This window comes from Rivularia sp. UHCC 0363, assembly GCF_034931125.1.
In the GTDB taxonomy this organism is placed as follows: Bacteria; Cyanobacteriota; Cyanobacteriia; order Cyanobacteriales; family Nostocaceae; genus Rivularia.
The window spans coordinates 61,433-72,814 of record NZ_JAYGHM010000040.1 but is presented as its reverse complement, the minus strand read 5'-3'; the positions used below and the strand labels follow the sequence as shown (position 1 = coordinate 72,814).

General features: G+C 37.6%; 11 protein-coding genes. 6 read left to right on the top strand and 5 right to left on the bottom strand.

What is annotated here, in order from left to right:
- The first annotated feature begins 402 nt into the window (after positions 1–402).
- Positions 403–747, top strand: coding sequence for a translation initiation factor (locus VB797_RS21670; RefSeq protein ID WP_323239810.1), 345 nt, complete (start codon positions 403–405; stop codon positions 745–747).
- A 95-nt stretch (positions 748–842) separates the two neighbouring features.
- Complete coding sequence (locus tag VB797_RS21665) at positions 843–1,001, top strand: YqaE/Pmp3 family membrane protein (protein WP_323239809.1); 159 nt, start codon at positions 843–845, stop codon at positions 999–1,001.
- 301 nt (positions 1,002–1,302) lie between these two features.
- Here VB797_RS21665 and VB797_RS21660 read toward each other — a convergent pair whose 3' ends face one another.
- Entirely contained in the window at positions 1,303–2,841 is a 1,539-nt protein-coding gene (locus VB797_RS21660) for a hydantoinase B/oxoprolinase family protein (RefSeq protein ID WP_323239808.1), read from the bottom strand.
- 270 nt (positions 2,842–3,111) lie between these two features.
- Between VB797_RS21660 and VB797_RS21655 the strand changes: the two genes are divergently transcribed.
- Together VB797_RS21655 and VB797_RS21650 are read left to right on the top strand one after the other, a co-directional pair.
- A complete protein-coding gene (locus VB797_RS21655) occupies positions 3,112–3,465 on the top strand; it encodes a hypothetical protein (RefSeq protein WP_323239807.1) in 354 nt (117 codons plus the stop codon).
- Between the two features lie 485 nt (positions 3,466–3,950).
- Positions 3,951–5,222: an amino acid permease gene (locus tag VB797_RS21650; protein WP_323239806.1), complete on the top strand. Its 1,272-nt coding sequence runs from the start codon at positions 3,951–3,953 to the stop codon at positions 5,220–5,222.
- A gap of 23 nt (positions 5,223–5,245) precedes the next feature.
- On the opposite strand, the gene VB797_RS21645 is transcribed toward VB797_RS21650, so the two are convergent.
- On the bottom strand, positions 5,246–6,241 hold the full coding sequence (locus VB797_RS21645) for a hypothetical protein (protein ID WP_323239805.1): 996 nt from the start codon (positions 6,239–6,241) through the stop codon (positions 5,246–5,248).
- A 74-nt stretch (positions 6,242–6,315) separates the two neighbouring features.
- On the opposite strand from VB797_RS21645, the gene VB797_RS21640 reads away from it, so the two are divergent.
- Positions 6,316–6,891, top strand: a complete 576-nt coding sequence (locus VB797_RS21640; protein WP_323239804.1) for a YIP1 family protein — start codon at positions 6,316–6,318, stop codon at positions 6,889–6,891.
- Between the two features lie 124 nt (positions 6,892–7,015).
- On the opposite strand, the gene VB797_RS21635 is transcribed toward VB797_RS21640, so the two are convergent.
- The 3 genes from VB797_RS21635 to VB797_RS21625 all read right to left on the bottom strand — a co-directional run bounded on the left by VB797_RS21635 (position 7,016) and on the right by VB797_RS21625 (position 9,936).
- Positions 7,016–8,716, bottom strand: a complete 1,701-nt coding sequence (locus tag VB797_RS21635) for an alpha/beta hydrolase (RefSeq protein WP_323239803.1) — start codon at positions 8,714–8,716, stop codon at positions 7,016–7,018.
- 4 nt (positions 8,717–8,720) lie between these two features.
- Complete coding sequence (locus tag VB797_RS21630) at positions 8,721–8,891, bottom strand: DUF3611 family protein (protein WP_416350890.1); 171 nt, start codon at positions 8,889–8,891, stop codon at positions 8,721–8,723.
- A 229-nt stretch (positions 8,892–9,120) separates the two neighbouring features.
- On the bottom strand, positions 9,121–9,936 hold the full coding sequence (locus tag VB797_RS21625) for a glucose 1-dehydrogenase (protein WP_323239802.1): 816 nt from the start codon (positions 9,934–9,936) through the stop codon (positions 9,121–9,123).
- 711 nt (positions 9,937–10,647) lie between these two features.
- Between VB797_RS21625 and VB797_RS21620 the strand changes: the two genes are divergently transcribed.
- Positions 10,648–11,166, top strand: coding sequence for a Ycf51 family protein (locus tag VB797_RS21620; protein ID WP_323239801.1), 519 nt, complete (start codon positions 10,648–10,650; stop codon positions 11,164–11,166).
- The last annotated feature ends 216 nt before the right edge of the window (positions 11,167–11,382 follow it).

Below are 11,382 nucleotides of genomic sequence, written 5' to 3'. Positions count from 1 at the left end.
GAAAAACTACCACCAAAATTATTGATGCTGCCTTGTCGGTTGAAACTTTTACTAATCCCTATTAGGGATTGAAACAAAAACATTTTTTACCCGCGATTAAATTTTTTGGGTTGAAACTTTTACTAATCCCTATTAGGGATTGAAACGCGGTATGCACTGGGGCTTCATCGGGTGCGTAGGTTGAAACTTCTACTAATCCCTATTAGGGATTGAAACGTATCCAATACGATCGCAATTAAATCGCTTAGTTAGTTGAAACACTTAAATAGACCAATTAATTCATAACCCGCGCAGGCGGGTTTTGCCTGTGTAGCAGCGGTTTCAACCGCCGGGTAAAGTATTTTTTTCACTTGTACGGCTATAGCCAGTTAAAATCAAAACTATAAAATAAATTATCTAATTATGGCTGCTGAAAAACGCAAAGCTTCCGAAAAATCCTCTGGTTGGCGAGAATTTGGTTCCGATTCCGCTGCTACTCAAAGAGGAACACCGGATTTACCCCCCGAAAAACAAGATTTGCGCGTACAAGCAACCCGCGCTGGACGTAAAGGCAAAACTGTAACTATAATTACAGGATTTCAAAGTCAGCCGGAAACTTTACAAGCATTATTAAAACAGTTAAAAGGTCAGTGCGGTTGCGGTGGTACTGTTAAAGATAATGAAATCGAAATTCAAGGCGAACATAAGCAAAAAATACTAGAAATTTTGAAAAAATCTGGTTACAAAGCCAAAATTAGTGGTGGGTGATATGTTTTTCTATAAACCTACCCCTTTAATGTAGAAATGCTATGGTTGGATTGTAAATAAAATCCAAATTATTCTAATATTAATAGGAGGTAATCATGGATTTAATTCGCATAATTTGCGCTATCTTTCTTCCCCCTTTAGGAGTATTTTTACAGGTTGGTATCGGCCCTGACTTTTGGATTAACATCCTTTTAACGTTATTGGGATACTTTCCGGGAATTATTCATGCAATTTGGATAATTGCGAAAAAGTAATATTAAAGTGATGAACTAAAAATTCAATAATTATAAGAAATAGAAGAAAAAATGAATCGCTACTTTCTTATTCTATTTTTTATGTAATTTCATTAGCTGACATTGTAGCTATGAATTATATTTATTTGAATTTTTGTACCAAACGAGAAATGCTTGTAGAGACGTAGCAATGCTACGTCTCCATTAACATGAAATCATCACTTTACATTTTGATTTTTTGATTCAGCAACATTAATTTTCCCATAGCGATCGCCTTCTCTAAAACCAAAACGTATTTGAATCCAAAATCCAAAATCCAAAATTACCCAAACCCACCACCACCAGGGGTTTCGATTACAAAAACATCCCCCGCATCCATTTCTACTGTTGCGGTACTATCTAATATTTCCTCACTTCCATCTTTACGTATTACCCAGTTAAGTCCAACTTTTCCCGGTTGTCCATTATTTAAACCAAAGGGAGATACCAAACGATGACTGCAAAGAATATTCGCTGTCATGGTTTCTAAAAACTTGATCCGACGAATTACTCCATTACCACCCGAATGTTTTCCCTTACCACCGCTACCCAAACGCAAACTAAAGCTTTCTAAAAGTACCGGATACCGAGTTTCTAATACCTCTGGGTCAGTTAAACGCGAATTTGTCATGTGAGTTTGTACCGCATCCGTACCGTCAAAGTCCGCACCAGCACCGGAACCACCACATATTGTTTCATAATATTGATAGTTTTCATTCCCAAAAGTAAAGTTATTCATCGTCCCTTGAGAACCAGACATTACACCCAAAGCACCGTACAAAGCATCAACAATCGTTTGCGAAGTTTCCACGTTACCCGCTACTACTGCTGCTGGATAAGTTGGGTTGAGCATACAACCTTGAGGAATAATAATTTCTAAAGGATTCAAACAACCTGCATTCAAAGGAATATTATCATTAACCAAGGTGCGGAAGACATACAAAACGGCGGCTTGAGTTACAGCTTTGGGAGCATTAAAGTTACTATTTAGCTGCTTTGATGTGCCAGTAAAATCGACGATCGCGCTACGATTTTGTTTATTTATAGTAACTTTAACCTGAATTTTCGCGCCACTATCCATTTCATAACTAAACGAACCATCTTTTAAAACGTCGATGGCTTTTCGTACTGCTTCTTCGGCATTATCTTGGACAAATGTCATGTAATTTTGAACAGTTTCCAGTTGATATTGCTCAACCATTTTGAGTAATTCTTGAACACCGCGATTATTTGCGGCAATTTGGGCTTTGAAGTCAGCAATATTTTGGTCGGGATTTCTAGCTGGGTAAGCATGATTTTTTAGTATTCCCCTCACTGCTGCTTCTCGAAAATTTCCTGATTCAACCAAGAGAAAATTATCAAATAAAATTCCTTCTTCTTCTATAGTTTTACTATGAGGAGGCATCGAACCGGGTGTAATTCCGCCAATATCGGCTTGATGTCCGCGAGAAGCAACGTAAAAAATGGGAGTGATAGAAGATGAGAAAACTGGAGTAATTGCTGTTACGTCGGGTAAATGGGTTCCACCGTTATAAGGATTATTTGATAAATAGACATTTCCCGGTTTTAAACTGTCACCTTTATCGACAATTAAACTACGGACACTTTCACTCATCGAACCCAAATGTACGGGAATATGAGGAGCATTTGCAACTAATAAACCAGAAGCATCAAAAATTGCACAGGAAAAGTCTAAACGTTCTTTGATATTTACCGATGCTGCGGTATTTTGCAGCACGATTCCCATTTGTTCAGCAATGAATTGATAGAGGTTTTTGAAGATTTCTAAACGAACGGGGTCAGGTTGGTTTGTTTTATGCATGGTAAGTTTTTATTTAACCACAGAGACGCGAAGAACGCCGAGCAAGAGATTTGAATTACGTAGTATTCGTTGTCTATATTAACTATCTATTGTTGTTACAAAAAATACGAGAATTAATGTAAATTAATTAGCTATCAGTATTTTGATAGATTTAATCATGTTTTTTTACAATATTCGTTTAGCATACAAAGTTAAAATTAGAAATCATCACTGATTTTCCCTGAGTTTCTTAACTGCTGATATAATTTATGCAAGTTAAAATCTTAATCAATGACTCAATTCATAGCTTTACTAATTTCCTTAGCTATTGAAGTACCGATTGTTTTGTTGCTAGCTCATTATCTCAAAAGATTTTCATCTTTTACAGAATTTGTAGCAATGTTTGCTTTAGCTTGCGGTGCGACTCTCTTAACTCATCCCATAGCGTGGACAAGCAATCAAATCATCATGTTTTACTTATTATCTCCATTCAGGGTTATTGTAATTGAAATTTTTGTTATTTTTATTGAAGGATTTTTGTATTCGCAAGTCTTATATTTCGGATGGAAAAAAGGATTTTGTGTATCAATAATCGCTAATACAGTTTCTTATTGTAGTGGAGTAATTATTCATCAGCTTCTTTAATTATTTTATATTCATAAATTATTAAAAAATAAGTTTGTAGTTTGTAGGTTGGGTTAGGCGCGAAGAACAAATTTGATTGATAATTATAAGTTAAATTCGCGCCGTAACCCAACATGATTTATGGTTGAAATAGAAGATTACAAATAATTGGTGCGTTACGGCTGCGCTAACTTGTAACCTGTAATGATATATAACTTGTGCCGTAACACACCCTACAAAACTTGAAGTTTGTAGGTTGGGTTAGGCGCAAAGAACAAATTTGATTGATAATTATAAGTTAAATTCGCGCCGTAACCCAACATGATTTATGGTTGAAATAGAAGATTACAAATAACAGATTATTTAATTCAAAATAATTGGTGCGTTACGACCGCGCTAACTTGTAACCTGTAATGATATATAACTTGTGCCGTAACACACCCTACAATTTGAAGCTACTCTCAACCTTTTGCTAAAATACTTAACATAACTTTATATTTAACTTTATGAAGACAATTGACAAGTTGAATATTTCAGATAATCGGTTGTTTTCTAATCTTTCTTTTGATAAAAATAAGCTAATTCATAAACCAGGTAGTGTTGTCGGCAGTACGGCACTGATAGCTGGAACTACTGTGGGTGCGGGAATTTTGGCTTTACCTGCGGTGACTTTACCAACTGGTGTCTTACCTTCTACAGCGTTGTTAATTGGTGTTTGGCTGTATGCTGTGGTGTCGGCTTTGCTGATTGCAGAGGTGATTTTAAACGGAATGCGTTACAGTGGACGCGCTAATAATGGTTTGCTAGCAATAGTAGATAGTACTTTAGGTAAAGTCGGAGCGCTGGCTGCGGGTGGTGCGTATTTATTTTTACACTATGCTTTGTTGATAGCCTATGTTTCTCAAGGTGGAGAAATTTTAATCTCTGCGGTGAAAGGAATATGGGATTTACCTGTGCCTGCATGGATGGGAAGTACGAGTTTTGCTTTGATATTTGGCAGCATTTTATATCTGGGAAGAGACAGATTTATTGAAAAGTTAAATAGCTTTTTTGTGGCAATTGTGATCGCTTCGTTTATTGGGTTGCTGGTATTAGGTGCCACACAGATACATCCGACTTCTTTACTATCTCAAGATTGGGGTGCGCTGACTCCCGCGCTTTCAGTGATGTTGGTAGCGCTGTTTTTTCATAATATTGTCCCAGTAGTTGCGACTCAGTTAGAAGGGGATGCACGTAAAGTTCGTCAATCCATCGTTATCGGTTCGGGTATACCTTTGATAATGTTTGTGTTGTGGAATGCGGTGATTTTAGGAAGTGTAACTCCGACAATGTTAGAAAATTTCGGGAATAATCATTTCGATCCGTTGCAAGTATTGCGGGCTGGTGATGCGGGACAATGGTTGGGGATTTTGGTTACAGTGTTTTCCGAGTTTGCGATCGCAACATCTTTTATCGGCTTTTTCTACGGGTTGCAAGATTTATTTCGAGATATGAATTTGTTTGCGGAGAATGATTCACAACGTTTACCGTTAATTTCGCTGATTTTATTTCCTCCAATGGGTTTTTCTGCAATCAATCCCAACATATTTTTTACTGCTTTGGATTATGCTGGTACCTTCAGCGTCTCAATTTTGGGTGGTATAATTCCGGCTGCGATCGCTTGGAAACAGCGGGATGCATATAAAGAATTGAATCAACCGCTTGTACCTGGTGGTAAGGTGATGTTGGTAATTATGATTAGTATTGCGTTGATGGCGGTCGCTCTGGGGAGTTGGTAGTTGAATTTTAGTTGAATTTTAAATTAATCATCCCAAATCGGCAATTGATTGACTTTATCCAACAACAAACCGACATAAGTAGTCCCAGTTTGATCTACCGTCGCGGTACTAAAATAACCATTCTCACCATCGTGAGTGTGGGAACCAGTTTCTACTACTTGATAACGTCCCTGCTGTACTGCTTGAATAAAAGGAGAATTTATTATTCCCCAGCGATCGGCAAATATAATTTTAGTCACATCTTCAACCCAATCTCGACTACCTCGCAGATGATATACTTTTTCAACTTGATTAAAACCAGTTTCACCATCGAAACTACCGCCGACAGAAACTAAGATTAACCGTGTATTCAACCAGTTATTTAAATATTTTGCTGCGCCTAAAGATACTTGCGCTCCTCCACTAGTACCGATAAGAATAATTTTGATCGGCTGTTTTGATGCACTATTTAAAGGAGATGCCGCATTCATTCGTTCTGCGATCGCATTGGCAATTCCTAGGTTATAAATCGAAGCATAACGGCTATCGGCAGAAATCGCAAAACGCCACAGATTACGAATTTTGATCACTACATCTGCATTTTTCAACCATCCCTTTCCTTGAGAAGCAAAACGCCATAAAGGTGCTAACAATCGCTGTCCTCCCAAGCTTTGATTTGCGGCTGAGTAGGGAAATACATCGTCTACGATTGCACATTGAGGATGAAGTTTTGCTAATTGATTGAGAAATATTTCTTCCCCTGGAGTCAATTCGTTAGCAGAAAAATCCCCGACTCCGGGTAAAAAGACGATGTAGCAATTTTTTTCTCCGGTATTAGCTATATTAAAATTATTTTTAATTAAATCTGATGTTGGATTTTTATCCAATCCTAAAGCTTGAGTACCAGTACTTAACCACCATGATAAAGTTCCGACGGGAGCAGTAATTCCCCAGATAAGTAATAATATACCGGCGAAAATCAGTAGTTTTAAAGTTTCTCCTCTGAGCCATCGTAAAATTCTTTCAATTAGCTTTAACATTTTTTTATTAACTATTGCATATTCAACAATACTCGATTATATTCAACTTTTTAGCAAACTCAACACGGATTATTATGAACGCAACTCAAAATAACTCGCAGTGGCAATTTTTATATACACTTAAAAATGCTTTACTTTTAAACGCGGAGCTTTACGATAATGCTTGTAACACACCTTTAAATAATCAGTTAGCCTTAACTACTGTCATTTTAGCTGGCGTTTCTCATGCCTTGGGCAATATCTTCATTTTATTAATTAATCGAGCGGCAATTTATTTATTACTATTAGCGCTTCTAATTGATGTTGTCTCAATTATCATTGGATATTATGTTTGGACTTTAACTATTTGGAAAGTTGGACAATGGATCAAGTCAAAAGATCCAAAATTCAATAATTTACTAAGCCCAATTGGTTTTGCTTACGCACCCCAAGTATTAAACTTTCTCACTTTAATTCCCTTGTTAGGAAGACCAATAGAATTAGTTTTAGCATTATGGAGTCTATTAGCAGTTATTGTGGCAGTTACTCAAGCTTTAGATATTACCACTCGTAAAGCAGGTTTTATTTGCTTAATTGCTTGGCCACTAATTCAAGTTGCTGTCGGTTTTATTCAAGTTTTAGAACAGAAAGTAGTGCAGTTTACAAGTTAGTAAGTTAGTAAATAAGGTATTATGTATTGTTATTTAGTAATATCAAATACTCGGAACCTCACCCCGCCTCCGGCACCCCTCTCCTTAGTAAGGAGAGGGGAGGGGGTGAGGTTTCTTATTCCATTCACTTTCCCGAAATTGCTATATTCAATCTTTGATTATCCTTTTTGATCGAGCTTAAATCCTTACTTGTTAATTCTTGAATTACACTTAAAAATAATTGTCCTTTACCAAGAGAATTAATGTAGTCTGGACTTAAATAACGACTGTAAATTGAATCATTTTCAACATAAGTTTTGAACATAGCCAAGGCTAAATACTCTGTATAATCACGCGCTAAATTAGGAGAAGGACCGATGACTTGCGATGGTACGGGAATCGTTGAATCTGGGGATTCTGCAATTGTTGAAAAGTGCGTACCACGGTTCATTAAAACTAAATACTTATTTTGGTTAGTTAACCAGGTAAAAGGTATAATTTGTTCGGGATATGCAGGCGCTACATTATCGGATGTTCCCGATACAATCATGACTGGAATGTTGATTTTGCTTAAACCTTCTTGACCGTAAATGCTGCTATCTACAGGATTAATTGCAATTGCGGCCTTGATTCTTGGATCTGATAATTTATAGTCAGATTCGGGTAAACTTAAAGCTAAACATTGCAATAATAACGAAACATTCAAAGTGTCTTCGTCAACTGGACAATCCTTTTTCAACTGTGGAAAATTAATTTCAGCACCTGCTAATGCTAAAGTAGTGTAACCGCCGAAAGATTGTCCAATTACGCCTACTTGTTGCATATTGAAGCGTCGTTTATATGCGGGGTCGGAATTGGATAAACCTTCGAGATAATCTAAAATGTATTTTACGTCCAAAGGTCGGTCAATAAATTCTCTAGGGTCTGTAATTTCGTCCGCAATTCCTCCTAATAATGCTTGTAACTGTTGAGCATTACTACCAGGATGTTCGGGTACTGCAACCACAAAACCTTGAGAAGCCAGATACTTGGCTAAATAAGCGAAACTCGTGCGATCGGAGCCAAGTCCGTGAGAAATTACAATTACTGGTAGAGGTTTAGTTGTTTGCGGTAAGTAAATATCTACTGGAAAGGTACGAATACGACGTATATCCTTAAGAATAAGGTTTTTCTTTGTATAGGTAAAACGTCTTTTTTGCAGTGTATCCGACAAAATATTTTTTGATACAGGTTGACTATTTGTTTCTGATAAAGATTTTTGATTAATTAGTGCGGTCGCTTTTTGAGTCCGATTTATAATATTTCTGGCTCGCAATCCAATTTCCAAACTGCGAAATAAATCAATCGAAATACTTTTAGAAGGAAACTTGCGTAATATATTTATAATGGTGAAATTATTTGGCTCGATCGCAGCTAAAATCAACGCCGAACGAGTTGCATAAAATCCACTACTACGACGCAGCTTATTTCCAATTGTTTGATTGCGATCGCGAAACTCACTTTGAAATACTTGTGAAAAATTTTCTAACAGTTTCTCACCAATAGGTGAATAGAGAAATTGAGAAACTTCCACAGATCTTAAAGGGATGGGAGCAGTTAAGACTTGTTTCAAATCTCCTAATCTCTCTTTAGGAACGTACTTAAAATATTCTGCTAATTCATCATTTACTTCACCAGTTTGAGCAAAATTTTCCAGAGAATCAACCGAAATCGATCTTTCTACTATCCCAAAAGAAAGCTTTAACCTTTCCGCACTAACAGCAGGACGGTGATTGACAACGGGTAAACCGCAGGAAATAACACCACTTAACGCTATATTCAGCCAAATTGATTTTCTATAAGCCATATAATTACAACTCAGGGTGCAGCCAATTGAACAATCCCAGAGTTGTAATTGTACCGACAAAATGAGCAGTGATACCACACATATTTGCCATTGCGACAAAAATATCCAGGGGACGGATAATCCTTGTGGGGTCGTAAATTGCTACACCTTGGGGTTGAGCAATAGATTTTGCCAACGGATGTGTTTGGTTTGGTTAGGATTTTGTCCTACGGAGACGCTACGCTATATTTTGTAAAATTAACTGATTAGCATTAAGTAAGTCGGCACAAATAAAACCAACTATGTGGGGAATTGAGCATCGCGCATGGGAAATTGATAATTGGTAACTATTAAATTTATAATTCCTAAATCCATTCGCGTAGCGTCTCCGTAGGACAAATCCAAAATCCAAAATCCAAAATCTCCTATCCCTTTCCTGACCAAGGTTCGATAAAGTCGGGATAAAGAGTTAATCCACCGTCAATATATAAAGTTTGTCCGGTAATATAAGCTGCTTCATCGGAACATAAAAAAGCAGTTACCGCAGCCATTTCTTCAGAAGTCCCGACTCTCCCCATCGGTATATGACTTTCTACGTTCGCTTTCTTTTCTGGGTCATCCGTCCAAGCATCGTTGATCGGGGTGACAGTTGCACCAGGACCGATCGCATTGACGCGAATTCCTCTTCTGGCATATTCTAAAGCTAAGGTACGTGTCAAATTTTGCATCCCACCTTTACTAACTGAATAACTTATATACTGAGGTCTAGGTATAATTTGATGAACGCTGGAAACGTTAATAATTATTCCACCATTACCTTGACCCAGAAACAGTTTAATTGCTTCACGGGCGCACAAATAAGCACCTTTTAAATTAACGTCGATGACTTTTTCAAATTCAGAAAATTCGATTTCATCAGCTGCACCAGGTATTTGAATTCCCGCATTATTAATTAAAATATCTAATCCACCCAATTCTTTTTTTACTTCGGCAAACATTTCCACAACATCTGTTTCTTTTGATACGTCTGCCTGTACCAATATTTCTTTACCTTCACAACCGCAACGTGCTTCACTACAGGCTTGATAAATCAACTTCTCAGTATTTTCAGCATCATCAGGGCTTTTGCGATAGTTAATTGCGACATTGGCACCTTCAGCCGCAAATCTGACTGCAATTGACTGACCGATTCCTGAAGTTGCACCTGTGACTAAAACGTTTTTTCCGCTTATCCCTTTCATGAGTAATCCTCGGTATTGTACAAGTAACTGGTCAAATTAAATATAAAACTTTACCCTTAGTCCGGCTTCCCTCTCCTTAATAAGGAGAAGGATTGAGAAGCCACTGCGTTGCGCGGGTTTCCCGCGTTGTAGCAAGTGGCGTGGTGAGGTCTTATCTTATATTTAATTACGCCTATCTACTTACTGGTAATAAATTATTGCTTCTGGGTTGAGTTTAATATAGTTAGGCTATGTTCCCTTCCACCTATAGAGATAAGAAACCCGATATCTTCAGAATACTTAGTTAAGGATGCTACATTTTTTTTAGAGCCGAAATTGCGATTAGCAAACCGAGTACTCCAGCACATTTATTTTGCGGGGTAAAACATTCGTAGTGGGAGCGAGACGTTTGTCCTACGGACACGCTACGCGAATCTGCGCTTATGTAGTCAAGCAATTCCAACCCCTTGCGTTCATCGAAGATGTACCGAAGGCTACAACAAAACACTTTAGATAAAAATTATTAGAGTTTATATTTTTTGATAAAGAAGAAGTAATTACCTCGTTTTATAAAATAGGTTCATATTTTTTTTGCAATTAATTAAATTGTGAAAAATTATAACCCAGATAGTGTTGGAGAATTCTGCGAATTAAACTATTTCATCAGACGGCAGACTGCCCGGTAAAATATATTCATTGACTAAAAAATGAACGATTAAACACTCAACCGTTATGTTTTCAACAGATGATTTTGCACGGTACACTCAATGGTCAGGTATTGCCACGTTGATATTTGCTGTGATTACACTCGTGGGTTTTATTTTTAAATGGGGTATTCGTTTCCGATTAGCAGGTGCAACAGGATTTATGCTGGTATTGACGGGAGGTTTCTTTCCTCTCTCACTAACTCCCTTGACGCGCACAGTAATTCCGGGTGCTATTCGCTATAAATTAGTGTTTGATAACGGTTCCTCGAAAGCTGTAATTGCTACCTCACCCCAAATTACTCCTTTACAATTAGATGCTACCTTACGTCAAGCCGCCAGCGATTTATTTTCCTATGGTAGATTAGGCACCCGTGAAGAAAATCAGTTAACTGTCCGCGCTCGCACTATAGTACACCCTGAGCCAGGACTTTCCGTACCGCTATATTTAGGACAAGTTAAACGCTCCCTTTCAAATCGTGACGATAGCGAAATGAAAATTGATATTTACGAAGATAAATTTGCTCAGTTACCAACCGACACTTAAGGAGTTAGGAGTTAGGAGTTAAGAGTTAGGAATTAAGAGTTAGGAATTAAGAGTTAGGAGTTAAGAGTTAGGAGTTAAGAGTTAGGAATTAAGAGTTAGGAGTTAAGAGACAAAGCTAATTTTCTCCCCATCTCCCCATCTCCCCATCTCCCCATCTCCCCATCTCCTTATCCTCCCCATCTCCCCATCTCCCCATCTCCTTATCCTCCCCATCTC

Excerpts from the sequence above, each read along its gene's own strand:
- VB797_RS21670 (WP_323239810.1), top strand. The coding sequence starts at position 403 with ATGGCTGCTGAAAAACGCAAAGCTTCCGAAAAATCCTCTGGTTGGCGA.
- VB797_RS21665 (WP_323239809.1), top strand. The coding sequence starts at position 843 with ATGGATTTAATTCGCATAATTTGCGCTATCTTTCTTCCCCCTTTAGGA.
- VB797_RS21660 (WP_323239808.1), bottom strand. The coding sequence starts at position 2,841 with ATGCATAAAACAAACCAACCTGACCCCGTTCGTTTAGAAATCTTCAAA.
- VB797_RS21655 (WP_323239807.1), top strand. The coding sequence starts at position 3,112 with ATGACTCAATTCATAGCTTTACTAATTTCCTTAGCTATTGAAGTACCG.
- VB797_RS21650 (WP_323239806.1), top strand. The coding sequence starts at position 3,951 with ATGAAGACAATTGACAAGTTGAATATTTCAGATAATCGGTTGTTTTCT.
- VB797_RS21645 (WP_323239805.1), bottom strand. The coding sequence starts at position 6,241 with ATGTTAAAGCTAATTGAAAGAATTTTACGATGGCTCAGAGGAGAAACT.
- VB797_RS21640 (WP_323239804.1), top strand. The coding sequence starts at position 6,316 with ATGAACGCAACTCAAAATAACTCGCAGTGGCAATTTTTATATACACTT.
- VB797_RS21635 (WP_323239803.1), bottom strand. The coding sequence starts at position 8,716 with ATGGCTTATAGAAAATCAATTTGGCTGAATATAGCGTTAAGTGGTGTT.
- VB797_RS21625 (WP_323239802.1), bottom strand. The coding sequence starts at position 9,936 with ATGAAAGGGATAAGCGGAAAAAACGTTTTAGTCACAGGTGCAACTTCA.
- VB797_RS21620 (WP_323239801.1), top strand. The coding sequence starts at position 10,648 with ATGTTTTCAACAGATGATTTTGCACGGTACACTCAATGGTCAGGTATT.